Genomic DNA, 17,959 nt, shown 5'->3' on the forward strand with positions numbered 1-17,959 from the left:
CTTTCAGAATAACCCGTAGACAATGAACACCACCGAACGAATGCGCATTTTAGTCATTGAAGATGAACCCATTATCGCCATGGACCTGTCGGATAGTCTGGAAGCCGAAGGCTATTATGTCGTCGGCATTGCGAACAACGGTCAGAAAGCGCTCCTCCTGTTCCAGAGCCAGCCTGTGGATCTGATCCTGTGCGATATTACGATCAAGGGCGAATGGGACGGTATCGAAACGGTTCGGCAGCTGACCTCCGAGCGCTCCGTGCCTGTTATCTACCTGACCGCCCTAACCGACCGGGACACCCTAGAGCGGGCCAAACAAACCTACCCGGCGGCTTATCTTAACAAACCCTGTCAGCTTCCCAGCCTGCGTACGGCCATCGAACTAGCCATTCACAACGCCACGGTACGAATGACCCCGCCCCCCGCTGATCGGGACAGCAGCGGTCGCGAAGCCCTGCTTCAGATCAATAATTACCTGTATATCCGGCAGAACTATCAGTTCGTCCGTATTGACATGAATGACCTGCTTTATCTGGAAGCCGACAATTCCTACACGAAGCTGGTTACCTCGGGTCGCAAATACATCGTTCGGCTGACGTTGAGCAATATTCTGGAGCGGATCAGCCAGCCCAGTCTGGTACGCGTCCATCGTTCCTACGCCATCAATATCAATTCGGTCGACTCATTTAACGATGTAGAAGCGAGTATCGGCTCCCAGTTAATTCCATTGAGCCGGAGCTGCAAAGACGAGTTCATGCGCCACTTTTTGTACCGCTAATTCATTCCCTCCCGAATCCCCGCCATTCACGTGCCATAGGTCGTCATTCACTGCCTTTCTCCAGCAGCAGGGTCTGTATACAAGTACTTTTGATTCATCAACGAATCCACTTATATACAGACTTTGATGGTTCTGCCTTTTTCTGCTTCATCCACTACCGAGACGCTTATGATTGCCCGCTTTACCGCCAGACGAGCCGACTAAAATATAATCTAACACACTTAATATTAGCCACTTAAAGTCGATTCAATTTATCGATTACCGATAGCGGCATGTCCATAATTTCCACTCTGTAACGAACGATCAATCATGAATCAACTCATCCTAACTGCGTTCACCATGCTGGTAGCCACCACCGTGTTTGCACAAAACAGCGTCAGCATTACCCAAAACGGCGGAGGAAACAACTCGGCATCTGTCACCCAGTCGGGTGAGGGCAACAGCGTCAGCATTAGCCAGACCGGCGGTGCGACCACGGATAGCAGTAAGCCCGGCAACCGGGTGAGCCTGCGGGTGCCCAAAGGCACCGAAACGACGATCAGCCAGCACAATGTCGGCCCTAATTCGGTCGAGATTTCGCAGGAAGGTCAGGCTACGGCGACAATCAATCAGTTGTCGGAAACGGGTGAAAATACCATTCACACGCTCCCTGTCGTGCCTGAAAATCGTACCAAAACACGTCCGTCAAAACGACGTAATCGTCAGTAAACCCAAACGTTCATTTTAATTTACTAAACAAATCCATGAAAAAAGTACTCCTTACCGGCACAGCCCTGATGGCTTTCGTAGCCGCCAGTTTCGCCCAGAGCAACACCACCACGCTTCAGCAGAACGGTAACAGCCAATCGTCGATGCAGGAACAGAATGGTAATTACCTGCAATCGACTGTCACCCAAGATAAGGGAGCGTCAACGAACTTCGGCAGTTTCGGAGCCACGCGCCAGGAATCGGTCGGTGCAAATGGCAATCAGGCCACGGTTGAACAGAAAAACGCATCGAACTCAAACCGGGGTTACGTTACACAACTCACAGGAACGGGTAATGTCGGCACCATTACCCAGAATAACAACAGTGGTGCGCTGTCATCGGGTGCCATTGCGGTTACGGTTGGAACCTCGTCGGCTGCTGTAAAAGCAGCCCAGGGTAACTGGGCTGGCATTATGCAAGTGGGTAGCGACAATAAAACGACATCGATCAACCAGAGTGACATCAGCTATTCAAACTTTGGCGAAATAAACCAGTATGGTTCCACCAATGGAAAGACGCTGATCGATCAGTCGAACCGGTCGAGTGGTAACACCGCCAAAATTGATCAGGGAACAGCCAGTGCCGGGGTTACAGCCAGCAAAGCAACAATTCTGCAACAGTCCAACAGCCGCGACAACCAGGCGTTTGTTACGCAGATAGCCAGCAACAATACCGCTACTGTTACGCAAAACGAAAGTTCGATAAGCAACGTGGCAAACGTCAGCCAAAGTGGTACCTACGGCATAGCGACGGTAAATCAGGGGCAGGATGCGAACTTTAACAAAGCCACCATCCTGCAGGATACAAAGGGTTTCTACGGCGGCAAGTATAACACCGCGACGATCAACCAGACCAACCTGAGCGGCCAGAACGCAGCGACTATTGAGCAGCACGGCATCTATGAAGTAGCAACAATCAACCAGGGCTACAGTGCTGTTGGCAATGAAGCCACGATTCAGCAGCAAGGGTATGCATCCAGAGCTTCGATCAGCCAGTACAACGTTACTAACAGTAAGGCAACGATCAAACAGGATTTGGTAACGCAGAGCGGGGGAATTGATGTCGCTGAAATTCAGCAGGGTAGCTCATCCATGGCGGCTTCCGACAGAAACGTGGCGACCATTACACAGGACTACAGCTACAATACGGCCAAACTCCGTCAGTATGGTAACGGTAATACGGCTACGCTTACCCAGCAGATCGGCGATAAAAACGTCATCAAAGGTCTTGGTACCGATGCCGACGGTCAATATGCACTGCAACAGGGTAACAACAACACGTTGACCGTTACCCAGAATTCGGGCACCTCTAACTACGTACCGAACGTAGCCAACGTCAGCCAGATCGGTAATGGCAACATGGCTACGATCATGCAAACGGGTCATAACTAATCCATAGCTGTAATCAATTGAACCGTGGTCGGTGGGTTTCCTGCCGATCACGGTTATTCTGCTGACTTGTGCCGATGTTCCTGCGAATTCTGATCCTGATTCTCTGCGTAGCCAATAGTACCTGGGCGCAATCTGTAACCACTGTAGCCACCAGCTCGCCGGAGGTGTTCTGGCAGTTAACGACGGGTACGGCCACTACGCCCGCTGCGTCCGCTAACGAGGTACTGCTACAACAGGCCGGCATGGGAAATCAGGCCACCATAGCGATACTGGGACAACAGAATCAGATCCAATTGACGCAAACCGCCAACGCTAACGCGGCAACCGTGCAAGTGACGGGACAGGGTAACCAACTCCAACTCAATCAAAATGGGAGTGGTAACCGGCTGGCAGTCGGGCTCGACGGCACGAACAACCAGCTCCAGGTCAGTCAGAACGGGGGCGACGTGGTGAGCCTGCTGGGCCTGTCGGGAAGCAACGCCCGTATCGACCTGATTCAGCGCAACGGCAACAATACGATTATCGCCGACGGCCTGACCGTTCCCGGCGTAGCGACGCCCGGCGTGGCGACGCCCGGCACCTCAACGGGTATGGGCGTAGCAAACCTGAAGATTGAGCAGTCGGGTGGCGCGACCATCCGGATTCAAAATGGCCCGACCATCGGACATTAACAAGTGCCTATGCGACTTCTTTTTTACGTATTATTAAGTTGGGGATTGCTGACGACTGCATCTGCCTATGCGCAGGACCCCGATCTGGAAGGGGTACTCGACAAAGAAACAATGAACGAAGCCGTTGTTTCTGAAGAAGGCACCGAGACGCTTCTCCTTGACAACACCCGCTCTAAAATCGGCCGGGATTTCTACGAAGCCTTTTTCCGGCAGTACGCAGAACTACCCAAAGGTCCCGGTCTACCCGCACCGACGGATTCGACCCGCAAGGTTGAACACAATCTGGAGCTTGACCTGAACGCTTTTCTGGTTACCGTCGATGAGCTGCCTACGTTCGGCAGTGGCACCAGCATTATTTCCATCACGCTCAACGATCAGCTGATCTGGCAGAACTACGTACAGATCCGGCAGGACGTACTGGAAGCTTACGCCCTCGATGCGGCTCAACTTATCAACCAATACGTCATCAACTACAAAGAAGTGCAGCAGTCGCTGGAAAACGAGGACCAGCGCGGTTCGGGCATTTTCTGAGCAGTGCAAGCAAACCTACCCGGCTCTCATCATCCCTATGAAAACGTTTACACTTCTCACGATAGCCTTCGTATTAATGAGCGTTGCCGCCCGCAGCCAGGGCTTCGTGTATCATCCCAACAACCCCAATTTTGGCGGAAACACCTTCAACTATTCATGGATGCTCAGTTCGGCGCAGGCGCAGGACCGCACGACTGACCCGGCCAACAAACGAACGACCAATAGTACGACCAACACCAGTTCACTCGACAGCTACGCCCAAAGTCTGCAAAATCAGCTTCTGGGTCGAATTACCAGCAGCCTGGTCAGCAAACAGTTTGGCGAAGGCACGTTGAAACCCGGCACCTACACCTTCGGCGACTACCAGGTCGAAATCAGCAATGGTACAAACGGCGTCGTGGTGCGTATCGTCGATGGAAAAGGGGGCGAAACCTCAATTACCGTACCCTATTATTAGCCTTACCCCATCGCATCAACACAAAACCTGAATGACGACCCATTACCTGCCCCGCCTACTGGTGTTAACCACCCTCGTGAGCCTGTTGAGCGGCTGCACCGCATTTTTCTATCAACCCACGGGTCCGCGCCGGGCGCGGGTGGGCGAAGAAACGCCGACCACAACATCCTTGCGGCAGTTGCCCCCCGCGAAGGAAAAAATTGTGGCGGCTGTGTATAAATTCCGCGACCTGACGGGACAGTACAAACAGATTGAAACGGGATCGACTTTCTCCACTGCCGTCACGCAGGGCACGACCAATATTCTGCTGAAAGCCCTCGAAGAAAGCAACTGGTTTGTGCCCATCGAACGCGAAAACGTGAGTAATCTCCTCAACGAACGCAAGATTGTGCGCTCCAGCGTCGCTCAGTTTAAGGAGGGCGAAAACCTGCCCCCACTCCTCTTTGCCGGTATCATTCTGGAAGGCGGAGTCGTCTCCTATGATGCCAACATCATCACCGGTGGCGGGGGGCTGCAATACTTCAGCGCGGGCGGATCGACCCAATACCGGCAGGACCGCGTAACGGTTTACCTGCGGGCCGTAGCGACCAAGACCGGCAAGATTCTTAAGACCATTTATACTTCCAAGACCATCCTGTCGCAGACGGTCAACGCCAGTTTGTTTCGGTACGTAACGTTCAAGCGGCTACTGGAAACCGAAACGGGGCTGACCACCACTGAGCCGGGGCAAATGGCCGTCACCGAAGCCATCGAAAAGGCAGTCGAAGGGTTGATTATCGAAGGGGTACGCGACGGGTTGTGGGCAGCTGAAGACAAGCAGGCCGGGCCGATGAAGAAAGTACTTGACGCTTACCAGACGGAGAAGACCCGCATGAGCGAAACCGACGTGTACGGTATTCGCCCCGAAATCGACGCGCCCCTCATCACGCTGCAACCTTACGCCGGGGTCATGCGCTACTACGGCGACTACGCCCGGCACACCATCAAGGGTGCCTACGGGGCTTCACTAGCTGTCAATTTGTCGTCAAAATTTGGGATACAGATCGACGGAGGAACGGGTATGCTGGCGAGCGAAGGCGCTTTCTCGACCCGCATCGCATCACTGGAAGGTAACCTGGTCTTCACGCCTACTCCCTTTCAGCGCTGGAGCTCCCTGTTGTTCATTGGTGGGGGAATGGTGTCTCGCGCGGGAACGACGCCGTTCAACTGGCAGGGCGACCGCTACGCACAGGCGCAGGGGGGCGTGGGTATTCAGTATTCATCGGGCGGGCTGATCGGCTTTCGCTCGACGATCTCGTATAATCAGCCGTTTACCGATGCGCTGGATGGGATCGTAGCCGGCGCCCGCAACGATTACTACCTCCGGGGTACGCTGGGAATCACCCTGCACATCGGCAGTATTTTTCGTCCCAGGCCAGCACCGATTACTCCTCGAAAATAAGTTCATACCCACCTCATCGGCAACCCTTTTTGCGTTGTCTACCGTCCATGAAAGCCTTTTCCAACGTTTTGATTCTCCTCATTGGCCTTACGGGCCTGCTCAGTTGTAATGAAGATACGTTTATTGACCCTGTCCAGCTGACTACGGTGCGGGGTCGCGTGTTGTACAGCGTTAATCAACAGCCCATCCGCAACGCGACGGTCAAGCTGACGCCTGGCAACCGGGTCGTAGCAACCGACTCGGCCGGACTGTTTCGGTTCGATAGCGTTATTGTGGGCAGCTATACCCTTCAGGCGTCAAAAACGGGCTACGGCACTGAAGTGGCTACCGTAGCCCCGGCCGCCGGTGCGTCGCCGGTTGTAACGATCCTGCTGACCGATGACAAAACGCAGAACCGCCCCCCCACAACGCCCACGCTGGTAGCCCCAGCCCAGAACAGCACTACCCAATCGACGACGCTTACCCTGAAGTGGACGGCTACCGACCCTAACCGCGACTCGCTGACGTATACGGTACTGCTATACCGATCGGGGGCAGCTACACCAACGGCATCCTACACGGGTCTTGTAGCCGATTCTCTGGTTATAAGTGGGTTAGATTACAATACAACATACCTCTGGCAGGTCATTGCAGCCGATGGCATCAACACCGTGAACGGGCCGATCTGGTCCTTCCAGACGGGATTGTATCCTGACTATAGCTACGTCTTTGTCCGGCGGATGAACGGTCAGTTCCAGATTTTCGGCGCTACCGCCGATGGAGCCGTCAACCAACTCACCCGGAGCGGCAGCAACTGGCGACCGATCGTTAGTCCGAACCGGCAGAAAATCGCCTTTATTTCCAACACTGACACTGAGCTACAACTCTACCTGATGAATCTGGATGGCAGCAACCGACAGCAGGTAACAACGGTCCCCATTGCAGGCTTATCGGCGGCTGACCTGTCGTTCTGCTGGTCGCCGGATGGCACGCAACTGTTGTATCCCAGCAATGATCGGCTCTACGCGGTCCGTACCGACGGCACGGGCTTACGCGTGGTTTCCCGAACCCGAACAGGGCGCGTCTGGGCCGGTTGCGACTGGACTCCGCAGGGAAATCTCATAGCCGCCCGCACAACCGGTACGGATTTGTACGACAATGAACTGGCCGTTTTCTCGTCTGACGGCAGTGCCAATCGGGTTGTTTATACCCGGCGTGATGCCCGCGTGGGTAACCCAGTCTTTTCCGTGAATGGTCGCCAACTTCTCTTCTCGGCCGACTCAACGAATTTTCAGAATGAGCAGGGTCGCCAGCTCGATGCCCGGCTCTATCTGCTCGACCTGAGTTCGACGGCGGTCACTGATTTATCGCGCGCCCAATCCAGTACTGGTGGATCGACTCAATCCAACAAAATTGCCGGTACCAACGATCTGGAACCCCGTTTTTCACCCACCGGCGGAAACATTATTTTCACCAATACTGACAACACGGGACTCAATCAGCGGACGGTATACATTGCCGATACCGACGGACGCAACCGAAAAGTATTGTTACAACAGGCGGAGATGCCCTATTGGCGATAGATTTCTCATCAGCAGATCAAGTCGTTTAGGCCCCAGTTCCGTTGATTGCCTTGGTATACTCACTAACCAGCTAGTGCGCATCATTGACCGCTTTCGTCATGTGGGGATACGCTCAACGCGACTGTATTCGGGTTCAACATTAGCTTTGGTGTTGGGCCCATACTGAGCTGGGAAGCGGAATTGAACGCGCATGAAACAGAAGCTAAACGACAGACTGATTTGGACATGTTCTGTCTGTTCACGCATACCGATAAAACAACGGTTAACCAATCTGGAATCGCGTTAGTAATACATCAATGACTGGGGTGAAAACATGGCTTCTGATGAACCAGCAGCCGTGATCAGCCAGCCAGCCTAAAAAACCGGTTCGGCTTACTCGGGCGAGTAAGCCGAACCGGTTTCACAGCGTCATTTACTGTTTCTTCGTATTAGTTGATGGCTACCAGACGACTGGGTGAACTAGGTAGCTTCGTAGCCAGGGTTACGGTTTGGGTTGAGGTGTCCACCCCGTTTGAAATCTCCAGCTGATAGGTGCCATCAGGCAGTTCGTTCATGTTCAGACTGATCCGGGTTGACTTTTCGTTTTTACCCAGGTATTGGTCGAACAAGACCTTACCCGCCGTATTTTTCAGCTTGATAGAAACGGAACCCTTCGTTTCTTTATCGAGGGCAATATTCAGATTACCCGCCCTGTTTGTATAAATGCCGGTTTTATAGGTGGCAGCAGGGGCCGTCTGTTTGCCAGGATTCGTTTCGGCAAATGAAGCAGAGACAGTTACTAAACTAACGGTGAACGCAACAAGCAGAGAGTTAAAGAGCGTTTTCATGGTCCTATATGGTTTGGTTTCTGATGTAAAAGCGAGTCGGGTTGTTCCCGATTGATGAATCAAAGGTATAGGCTATAGCTGGTACTATGTATAGCAAACTACCGGAACGGTCTGGCAACTGGATGAGTGGTCAAAAGTAAGGCCGACTGAGGGAATGGTATCGGGCTATGACACAAAACAGCCATTGCAGAAGCCCTTCCAGCGACTAGGTTTTGGCTCTATCTATCGATTAAACGTGACGAATAAAGCAGCTGTCACACTATTTTGCCAGAAGGTGGTCAACCAGGAGTAACTCGTCTTATCAGGTAAGGACAATTTTTGTGCTTTCACCTGATAAGTTGTATAAGCGTCCTCGTGTTGAGCTAAGCGATTTTTCCAAGATTACTCACCCTATACAAGCCCTCTTAAAAGGTTAAATTGTCCTTTTTAGAGGGTAAGAAATATTTGTCGATTAAGCCCATCAACTTAGCGTAAAGTACCCTTGATGAAGCTTCCTGGCCATTATAGCAGTTGATTGCACTACTCGTGGTAATCTGAATTAAGACAGTTCATACCGATAACTAAATTTATAGTTTCAATAGCAGTAGTTTAGTGAATAGCTTCGTTTATCAAGCAGGTTAAACTTGAAACGTCCCCCCCATGCGCTCCAGGCTGAGCTTCTCCTGTCTCTTATTAATTACAGTAAATATAGCCAGCCATGCGCAGGTCAATGCTACGCTTAAACTAACATTGGACAGCATCTACGCTGTTGACCAGCTTTACCGGGAAATTCTGGCCAAACCAGCAAAAAAGGATTCCCTGGCCAAAGCAGAAGGATACGATTCTCAGGAAGTACAAACTAGAATACTCACCAGGATGAATGCAGCTGATGCATCAACGATGAAAAAGGTTGAGGAGATTATTAGCCAGTATGGTTATCCCGGTAAATCGTTAGTTGGCGAACCAACAAATGAAGCGGCCTGGCACGTTATTCAACACTCCAAAAGCATCGAACAATATTTCCCAATGATCGAAGAGGCAGGTCAAAAGAAGGAACTGCCTTTTACGTTAGTAGCCAAAATGCAGGACAGATTGCTGGTCCAACAGGGGAAGGAACAAATCTATGGTACGCAGGGCCGATGTGACTTTCCACAAGGTAGCTCCGCCATAACCCAAAAGCCAGATTGTTATATCTGGCCAATTGCCAATGCAGCACACGTCAATGAACGGCGTAAACAAGCTGGGTTTACAGATACCGTAGAAGACTTCGCTAAAAGCATGGGTGTTACCTACCGGCAAAGGTCGCTACCTAAAAAATGACCACTTTCGGAAGAAATTAATTCAATCTCATTAACGTAACAGCACGTACAAAACAGTTTCGCGACTTCTATGAAAATACAATTGACGCTACTTTGCGGTTTCTTACTAACGATAACTGCCTGCTCAAGTTCGAAGCCTCCCCAGGTGAATTCTATTACATCAGTAACGCAACCAGCAAAAGACATCGTCGGCGTCTGGGCGTTGGTAAATAAAGTAACGGATACCCCTATTTCAGGGAGCAGGCTCAAATTTATTCTTGACAATCGCTGGAGTCTGACTCAAGCAGACACGACGACCGGAGCAGTGATCTACCATCATGGAGGTTCTTACACATATGACGGTAAAATCTATACGGAACAGGTTGAATTTGCAAATCCCAATACGGCCAGTTACGTCCGGTCAACAGCCAAATTTACAGTTCAGATCGACGATACTATTATGACCCTGATTGGCATTGATAACCCCTGGAACGAAATATGGGTACGACTCAAATCGAAGTAACACGCTTTGTTACAATCGTAGTTATAAAACGGGTATAGCAGAAGTACAGATTTTAGCGTTGTCTATCAGTGGTGTAGTTCCTGAGAAATGTTCATCCCACTTGAAAACAAGTTGACATTATGGTTAAACGCTTCGTATTAGTTTACTGCCTGAGTTATCTGCTAACGGCGTGTACGTCCAACTACATCAATTGGCATACTAATGACAATATCAGAAAAATAGGGCTTGGCATGAGCAAAGAGCAAGTCATTCAGGTTTTAGGAAAGAACTATATGGTGTCTTCCTCCTCTAAGGATGAACGAAACAATCAGATCGAAGTACTAGCTTATAAAAGCGACGCTCATGAGGAATACAGGCTCAAATTTATCAATGATAAGTTGACCGAATGGAATCGAGAGTTCACCAACAAGTACCTAGTGAAAGACCCCTCTTAAGGAGGCAATGCCAAACTTCTGTTGCTACTTTAGCTTACCAAAGGAATTTTTATTTTCTCTGAATTAGCTTTATGTGAAAGGGTTAATTTTAGAACAAGTCACTAGTGTCCTTGGCAACTCGTTGTGCTTAATCGCTTTGTTCGTTTCTGATTGCCTTAGGTGAGTGATGATCAGACTTAAACGCTTTGGGTAAGCAGCTGTTTAACCAACTCAGGTTGTCCCAAAAACGGGCCGGAGATACCAATTTTCAGGGTTGCCATCGCAGCGCCGAATTCACCCGCTTCCTGTACATCGGCCCCCTTAACGCGTTTCGACAAGTAGCCCGCCATATACGTATCTCCGCAACCGGTGGCATCCACAACAGTCGCTGGCTTGAAAGCTGGGATTTGATAGAATGTGCCTTCGGTCAACACCAGTGACCCCTGACTGCCGAGCGTAATGATCACTTCCGATACACCGAGATCAGCCAGATAACGAGCGCCATCCCATGCATCGGTTAGGCCTGTAATCACTTCCATTTCAAATTCATTGGCCTTTAAAATGCTGACATAAGGTAGCATCTCTTTCTTGTCAGCCCAGTCCTGATAAACGACTCGCTTCTCCCGAACGTGGCGCAAATAACCCTGGATATCCAGCGATACCTTTCCTTTCGTGGCTAAATCTTTAATCAGCTTTACGGGAATATCATCCGCGAGTAATGGTCCCAGATGAAAGAATTTGGCGCTTACCTCCGGCATCTGGTCAAGGCTGAAAGGCGAGGCTTTCTGCAAAACGTACTGATCCCGATGATTCTGATCGGCGTTGTAAACGTTCTCAAAATACACGCTGTGTTTACTCGGTATCGTGTACACATCGAAACCTTCAGCCCGTAACTCATCAACAACCGAATACTGCTCCTGAGCCAGCGCCGTGATCAACTTGTACGTTATGTCTCTCGTTAAGAGCGCCTTGGAAAAATAAAATGAGGTGCCACCGGGCATGTGTTTTGTCGACTGCACTGTGACAACCTTGTCCAGTGATATATGTCCTATTGTACAGATATCGAGCATGATGGGTACTTATCTAAGGGTATTGGTGAAGCGTTTCTTTCGTAACTAAATGGTGGAACAAACATCGGCTGACGCGTAATACCGTTTAGTTTGCTCTTCGTTGTCAGCCCAGCCTCATACTGGTTGATCACTAAACTCTAGTTTACAGCAAAGCGACTGGCGACAAAGAAGAGACACGAAAGCAGGGTCATCAACTTAGTTCGTTCATTCGGTAATTAGCCAAGCCAGCCTTCCAATAGTTCTAACCAGCTTTTCTCCAGTTTCTCGTCCGTTCTTTCCTGATCTTCTCGTACTAAAATCAAAATTAGCTCTTGAGAATAAGCCCACTTAGTGCTTTCCAAAAAAGACTGTCAGGTCTTGGCGATCAACTCCATCAGCGTGTACAAACGGAAGCAGATAGCTAATCAGGCTTAAGCTGGGTATCGAATTAAATCGAAATATCAGGGTTCATAAGGCTGTAAAAGTAGGCATACACGACATCAAGTTACCTTTGGGTTACTATATTTTTTTAAGAAAGGAGTTTACAACGATCCCCATAGGCTATTGCGTATGGCGGATAAATGTGTCTAAACTCCTAGTTCCGGGCAAGGTAAAAATCACCTTAACTAGCAACCTAAATTGTATAACGACCAAGGGTAACAGCCTCTTTTTTAGTACTTAAGCAATCGATTAGATCTACTCAATCAGAAAATTTAACGAAGGGATCAGGCACATAGCAAGCGGCATGGAAACACTAATTGAACAAATTTAGTCAAGTATTTAACTAAATCTAATGGTTACGTGTTTATAAATAAACCAATAAATATCCATGAGTGACCAGCGTTCGACGGTGATTGCGAATACGACAGAAGTACCGAAAGAATTTGCCCGCATAGCTAGTGAGGTTAATGTTGCCTTTCGCCAGTTTGTTCAGCAAAAACTAAAGCAACACAAGTTTGATCTGACGTTTGAAATGCTGCAAATTATCGTGCACTTGTGGGAAAATGACGGCGTTAATCAACAGGAAATTGCGAATGCAACCCTTAAAGATAAAGCCAGCTTGACCTACCTGATCGACAATCTAACCCGCCGTGAACTTGTGTATAGGCAGGAGGATATCAACGATCGGCGGAACAAACTTATTTTTCTGACACCCCAAGGCTGGCAGTTAAAGAACGCGATTCTGCCCTGGGTCGAGGACATGTATGTTGCCGCTAATGCGGGTATACCCGCGTACGATTTTGAAAAAGCGATGCACGTGTTGCGCCGGGTTATCAACAATTTAAAACAGAGTCAGTCCTGATTTATTAACTGTATGTTTTATAAGAAGTCAACCTACTACGAAGCGACAACTATACCAGATCGTATACTTGGTCAATGGGACTACTTCTTGCGGCCTGTTGCTACGGCACGTTCAATAAATATGCGATCAAATTTTACCGGTGGTGAACTTTACGGCCAATTTATATAGTTGATTTAAACAAACGTTTGAAATACCTGTTAAATCTTCCTTTTCGCAGCTACCTTATGAAACGACTCAATACGTTACCAAGCAAAATTATAGGTACTCTTTTACTGGTTCATGCATAAACTACTCGCAACCGGCCTGGGTATCGGCTACATTCGTAAAGGTGGAGGTACGGTAGCATCGGTTGTTTGCTGTGGCATCTGGTATCTGGCCCAGGGAATGAATTATCCCGTTTTCGCCCCGGTCCTGATTACACTTGTCGTATTGATGATCGGGATCTGGTCGGCAACCGTAGTCGAGCAACAATGGGGAAAAGACAGCTATCGGGTCGTCATCGACGAAATAGCCGGAATGTCTATCAGTTTACTCTTCATTCCGATTTCGACCAAGAGCATTCTGATCGGTCTGTTCCTATTTCGGTTTTTCGACATAGCAAAGCCGTTGGGTATTCGGAAAGTAGAAAAGCTGAGTGGCGGATGGGGGGTTATGTTCGACGACGTGCTGGCTGGCGTTTACGCCAATTTAACATTGCAAAGCGCCTTAGCACTGAGTATCTTATAAAATAGCATGCAAACATTTTTTAAAGTACAGGTGACCTCATTACTAGCGTCGGCCGTCGATTTTCTGACGACGATCGTTGGTGTGCACCTGTTGAACAGTTGGTTTATGGCGGCAAGTTTAATCGGTTCCGTTTGCGGGGGACTCGTGAATTTTGTCGTCGCTAAGACGTGGACGTTTCCGTTGAACAACCAACCGCTTGGCCCGCAGTTTGGACGCTTTTTTCTGGTCTGGCTGGGCAATGCGGGGATCAACGCTGCCGGGCTTTTTGCCGCAACGCACGTGCTGGGCGTACAGTATTTACTCGCTAAAACAACCGTATCCATTCTGGTTGGCATAAGCTACAACTACTTTTTTCAAAAAGACTTTGTGTTTAGTGTGTCATGAATCACCATTTACTCAACTACGCGCCAATCCGGACAGCCCTGCTTTTTTGCGGATTGCTGTTGTTGATTTGTAGCCTAGCCAACGCACAGACCACAACCGTTACCGGAATTATTACGGACGGAGGAAATAAACAGCCGTTACCGTTCGCGAATGTTGTCTTCGTCGGTACAACGATCGGAACAACCACCAATGAACGGGGCGGGTATACGTTGACCGGAACGGGTAATTTTACGCAGATAGCTATCTCGTTTATTGGGTATAAATCAATTATCAAAGCCATCACGCCCGGTGTTTCGCAGGAGTTAAAAGTTAGCCTGTCTGCCGATTCGCAACTTCTGAACGAGGTCGTTATCCGTAGCGGTAAACGCGAGCGATACCGGAACAAAAACAACCCGGCGGTCGAGTTGATCCGAAACGTTATCAGCCACAAGGAACAGAATCAGATCGGCAATTACGCCTACGCAGCCTACGAGGAATACGATAAACTACAATTCTCGTTAAGCAGCCTGTCGAATAAAGTGTCCGAGCGCAAAATCTTTCAGAAATACCGTTTTCTGCTCGACAACCGGGATACGACGACCTTGCCCGGCAAGTCATTACTGCCGGTTTATCTGGAAGAAAAGCTGGCTGATCATTACTATCGGAAAAGCCCGCAGAAGGACAAAATCATTGTTAAAGGCAACAAACGAGTCGATTTTGGCCAGTATTTCGACAACAACGGCCTTAGCCTGTACCTGAACCGGATGTACTCGAAAGTCGATATTTATTCAAATTCGATTTTCCTGATGACGAATCAGTTCCTGAGCCCGATTGCCAGCAGTGCGCCCACCTTTTACCAGTACTTTTTAGCCGATACAATCACAATTGATAAGACTAAACTGGTCGGGTTGAATTTCGTACCCCGCAACACATCCGATATGCTGTTCGAAGGCAAGATGTATGTGACGCTTGATAGCAATTATGCCGTGCAAAAGATAAATCTGTCGGTAAACCCCAGGATAAACCTGAACTGGGTTCGCGACTTACAAATTCACCTGCAATTCGAGCAGAACACGGACGGTCGGTATTATCTGAGCAAGAGCGATCTGCTGGCCGATTTTGGCATTACGAAAGGAAAAGGGGGCGGCATCTTCGGCCAGCGAACCTTATCGTACCGAAACTATAAAACGGGTGATGCGCGTCCGGATAGTTTTTATGAAGGGCAGGAACAGATTGTAGCTGCTGACGCGGCCAGCAAACCCGAACAATTCTGGTCGACCAACCGGCACGATACGCTGTCAACGGCCGAATCAAAGGTTTATACGAACATCGACAGCCTGAAACGAATGCCCTCATTTCGGCGCACGATGGAAGCATTTACCTTTATACTAGCTGGTTATAAATCCTTTGGCCCTTTTGAAGTCGGCCCGGCCAACACCTTTTACAGTTTCAATCCGGTTGAAGGATTTCGGCTACGGCTGGGCGGACGCACCACGCCGGAGCTTAGCAAGCGCTACTACGCGGAAACCTACGCGGCTTATGGGTTCAAAGACCAGCGCTGGAAGTATTTCCTGAGCGGTACTTACTCGCTGAACAACAAGTCTATCTACCAGTTTCCGCAAAATTACGTTCGGGCCAGTTTTCAGCGTGATACAAAAATTCCGGGGCAGGAGCTTCAGTTTGTGCAGGAAGACAACTTTTTGCTTTCCTTCAAACGGGGTGTCAACGACAAATGGTTGTATAACGACACCTGGCGAATTGACTACGTTCACGAATTTGAAAACCACTTCTCCTATAGCCTGGGCTTCAAAAACTGGCAGCAGTCACCAGCCGGAGCCCTCCAGTTTAAGCGGCCAGGGGATGATACGAACACACCATCACCGTCTTTAACAACGTCCGAATTTTCGGTGGAAGCCCGCTGGGCTCCTAATGAGCAATTCTACCAAGGAAAGATTTACCGGGTGCCCATCGTAGGGCGTTACCCCGTATTTACACTGCGCTTTGCATCCGGAATAAAAGGGCTTTTTCACGGTGGCTATAGTTACGAAAACCTGACAGGCACCATCAGTAAGCGCTTTTTTCTTTCGCAACTCGGGTACACGAACGTAACGGCGCAGGGTGGTTATATATTCGGCCAGGTCCCGTTTCCGCTTTTGACCATTCACCGGGCAAACCAAACGTACGCGTATCAGTTGAACTCCTATAACCTGATGAACTTCCTTGAATTTGTCAGTGATCATTACGCCAGTTTAAGTATCGACCACTCGTTCAATGGGTTTTTCTTTAACAAAATACCTTTGTTGAAGAAATTGAAATGGCGTGAAGCCGTTTCGTTCAAAGCCTTGTACGGCGGGTTACGCAGTGAGAACGACCCAAGCCAGCACCCCTCATTGTACCAGTTTCCGGTCGATGATTCGGGCGTACCTTATACCTATACGCTCAACCGGACACCGTATCTGGAAGCCAGTGCAGGCGTGTCCAATGTGCTGAAGTTTTTCCGAATCGATCTGGTCAAACGACTTAATTATTTAGATCATCCGAACGTATCGCAGTGGGGCATTCGCGCCCGCGCCACGTTCGATTTTTAACCCATTACGCCTACTTATCATGCAACAGGCACTACCATTTCGCACAAAGATCCAGCTTGGCATTTATAGCCTCATCAACCCGTTTGTCCGGTTGCTGATCCGGTTGGGACTAACGCCTAACATGGTCACGACCATAGGATTAGTCTTAAATATTGGGGTCGCTCTGATTTTTATTATGGGCGCGCAACAGGGAAACCGGGGTGATTTCAGTTATGTTGGCTGGGCCGGGGCGCTCGTGTTGTTCGCGGGTTTGTTCGATATGCTGGATGGACAGGTCGCCCGGCTGGGTAAGATGAGCTCCCTATACGGAGCACTCTTTGATTCGGTACTGGATCGTTACAGTGAACTGATCATGTTTCTGGGTATTTGTTATTACCTGATCGCCCATCATTACTTTTTCGGGTCGCTGTTTGCCTTTATTGCGCTGATCGGGTCAATGATGGTGAGCTACACCCGCGCCCGATCCGAGGGGTTGGGGATTGAAAATAAGGGAGGACTGATGCAGCGTCCCGAACGGGTCATTACCATTGGCGTGTCCGCATTAGCGTGTGGCTTTCTGGCTCCCGTACTCGGCCCTGATTTCAAGGTATTCATACCCGGCATTCCGGTGCATATCTTCGAGACGATGTCGATTTTCACCCTGCCGTTGACGATTATGGCTTTCATGACCAACATCACGGCCTACAATCGGTTGATTGACGCGAAAAAAGCACTATCGCAAAAAGAAAAGCCATCCTCGTTTCCGAACACGTTGATGCTGACTTTTTTAATTTTAGCGAGTACAGTCAGCCAGTCAATGGCGGCAAATGCTGTATCCGACGATCTTCAGCAGGACAAAACGAAACTGGTTTTCCCAACCCCCAGAAACGTTCCGAACCAGTTGTTCTATCTCCAGCGGGACCCCAACCCAAATACTATCATTTGCGCGCTGAACCTGAAAAATGGCCAGTTGGACAAACACGATCCGGTACGTGTCTTCTGGATTCGGTATACCGAACAAAGCCAGCAAAAAGAGCTATCGTACATTCAGCGTACATTTGCTTACGGCATCAAAGCACGCGCCCTGTCGAATGAGGAATACGAATTGAATTTTGTGTCTTACAAAAAGTTTCCGCTTCGCTTGGTGAAATCGGAGCGTGATTCTGGTTACTACGTATACGCGAACGTAAACCAGAAGAAAGTGATTTTAAGACGCCTTTACCTGCATATTGAAGGCGGCACGATGTGGGTGCCAAACGTAAAGTACATCCAGGTTGAGGGCATCAATGCATCGACCGGAGAGAGTACAGTCGAGCGCATTATGGTTTAAAAA

17 protein-coding genes are annotated in these 17,959 nt (G+C 49.4%); 15 read left to right on the top strand and 2 right to left on the bottom strand.

The window, feature by feature from the left end:
* The first annotated feature begins 22 nt into the window (after positions 1 to 22).
* The 8 genes from GK091_RS27735 to GK091_RS27770 all read left to right on the top strand — a co-directional run bounded on the left by GK091_RS27735 (position 23) and on the right by GK091_RS27770 (position 7,578).
* Positions 23 to 778 (top strand): response regulator, encoded by a 756-nt coding sequence (locus tag GK091_RS27735; protein WP_164043999.1) that lies wholly within the window; start codon positions 23 to 25, stop codon positions 776 to 778.
* A 309-nt stretch (positions 779 to 1,087) separates the two neighbouring features.
* A complete protein-coding gene (locus GK091_RS27740; protein ID WP_164044000.1) occupies positions 1,088 to 1,486 on the top strand; it encodes a curlin repeat-containing protein in 399 nt (132 codons plus the stop codon).
* 35 nt (positions 1,487 to 1,521) lie between these two features.
* Positions 1,522 to 2,916, top strand: coding sequence for a hypothetical protein (locus GK091_RS27745; RefSeq protein WP_164044001.1), 1,395 nt, complete (start codon positions 1,522 to 1,524; stop codon positions 2,914 to 2,916).
* Positions 2,917 to 2,990: 74 nt separating this feature from the next.
* The gene (locus GK091_RS27750; protein WP_164044002.1) at positions 2,991 to 3,587 is read left to right on the top strand and encodes a hypothetical protein; all 597 of its coding nucleotides are present in this window, start codon (positions 2,991 to 2,993) and stop codon (positions 3,585 to 3,587) included.
* A gap of 9 nt (positions 3,588 to 3,596) precedes the next feature.
* Entirely contained in the window at positions 3,597 to 4,118 is a 522-nt protein-coding gene (locus GK091_RS27755; RefSeq protein WP_164044003.1) for a CsgE family curli-type amyloid fiber assembly protein, read from the top strand.
* 37 nt (positions 4,119 to 4,155) lie between these two features.
* A complete protein-coding gene (locus GK091_RS27760) occupies positions 4,156 to 4,575 on the top strand; it encodes a curli production assembly/transport component CsgF (protein WP_164044004.1) in 420 nt (139 codons plus the stop codon).
* Between the two features lie 31 nt (positions 4,576 to 4,606).
* The gene (locus GK091_RS27765) at positions 4,607 to 6,016 is read left to right on the top strand and encodes a CsgG/HfaB family protein (protein ID WP_164044005.1); all 1,410 of its coding nucleotides are present in this window, start codon (positions 4,607 to 4,609) and stop codon (positions 6,014 to 6,016) included.
* Between the two features lie 47 nt (positions 6,017 to 6,063).
* Positions 6,064 to 7,578: a carboxypeptidase regulatory-like domain-containing protein gene (locus GK091_RS27770; protein WP_164044006.1), complete on the top strand. Its 1,515-nt coding sequence runs from the start codon at positions 6,064 to 6,066 to the stop codon at positions 7,576 to 7,578.
* Between the two features lie 428 nt (positions 7,579 to 8,006).
* Here the strand turns inward: GK091_RS27770 and GK091_RS27775 are convergent, their stop codons facing one another.
* Positions 8,007 to 8,405, bottom strand: a complete 399-nt coding sequence (locus GK091_RS27775) for a T9SS type A sorting domain-containing protein (protein ID WP_164044007.1) — start codon at positions 8,403 to 8,405, stop codon at positions 8,007 to 8,009.
* 639 nt (positions 8,406 to 9,044) lie between these two features.
* On the opposite strand from GK091_RS27775, the gene GK091_RS27780 reads away from it, so the two are divergent.
* Positions 9,045 to 9,704 carry a DUF6624 domain-containing protein gene (locus GK091_RS27780; protein WP_164044008.1) on the top strand — a complete coding sequence of 220 codons (660 nt, stop codon included), beginning with the start codon at positions 9,045 to 9,047 and terminating at the stop codon, positions 9,702 to 9,704.
* Between the two features lie 144 nt (positions 9,705 to 9,848).
* Positions 9,849 to 10,205 carry a hypothetical protein gene (locus tag GK091_RS27785; protein ID WP_164044009.1) on the top strand — a complete coding sequence of 119 codons (357 nt, stop codon included), beginning with the start codon at positions 9,849 to 9,851 and terminating at the stop codon, positions 10,203 to 10,205.
* Positions 10,206 to 10,815: 610 nt separating this feature from the next.
* Here the strand turns inward: GK091_RS27785 and GK091_RS27790 are convergent.
* On the bottom strand, positions 10,816 to 11,688 hold the full coding sequence (locus tag GK091_RS27790) for a PfkB family carbohydrate kinase (RefSeq protein ID WP_164044010.1): 873 nt from the start codon (positions 11,686 to 11,688) through the stop codon (positions 10,816 to 10,818).
* An 808-nt stretch (positions 11,689 to 12,496) separates the two neighbouring features.
* Here GK091_RS27790 and GK091_RS27795 point away from each other — a divergent pair.
* The 5 genes from GK091_RS27795 to GK091_RS27815 all read left to right on the top strand — a co-directional run bounded on the left by GK091_RS27795 (position 12,497) and on the right by GK091_RS27815 (position 17,956).
* Positions 12,497 to 12,970 (top strand): MarR family winged helix-turn-helix transcriptional regulator, encoded by a 474-nt coding sequence (locus GK091_RS27795; RefSeq protein WP_164044011.1) that lies wholly within the window; start codon positions 12,497 to 12,499, stop codon positions 12,968 to 12,970.
* A 279-nt stretch (positions 12,971 to 13,249) separates the two neighbouring features.
* Complete coding sequence (locus tag GK091_RS27800; RefSeq protein WP_164044012.1) at positions 13,250 to 13,696, top strand: phosphatidylglycerophosphatase A family protein; 447 nt, start codon at positions 13,250 to 13,252, stop codon at positions 13,694 to 13,696.
* Between the two features lie 6 nt (positions 13,697 to 13,702).
* A complete protein-coding gene (locus GK091_RS27805; protein WP_164044013.1) occupies positions 13,703 to 14,080 on the top strand; it encodes a GtrA family protein in 378 nt (125 codons plus the stop codon).
* Entirely contained in the window at positions 14,077 to 16,647 is a 2,571-nt protein-coding gene (locus tag GK091_RS27810) for a DUF5686 and carboxypeptidase-like regulatory domain-containing protein (RefSeq protein WP_164044014.1), read from the top strand. The genes GK091_RS27805 and GK091_RS27810 overlap by 4 nt, the downstream gene beginning before the upstream one ends.
* A 19-nt stretch (positions 16,648 to 16,666) precedes the next feature.
* Complete coding sequence (locus GK091_RS27815) at positions 16,667 to 17,956, top strand: DUF4833 domain-containing protein (RefSeq protein ID WP_164044015.1); 1,290 nt, start codon at positions 16,667 to 16,669, stop codon at positions 17,954 to 17,956.
* Positions 17,957 to 17,959 lie beyond the last annotated feature (3 nt).

Origin of the sequence: Spirosoma agri (assembly GCF_010747415.1) — a bacterium.
Taxonomy (GTDB): domain Bacteria; phylum Bacteroidota; class Bacteroidia; order Cytophagales; family Spirosomataceae; genus Spirosoma; species Spirosoma agri.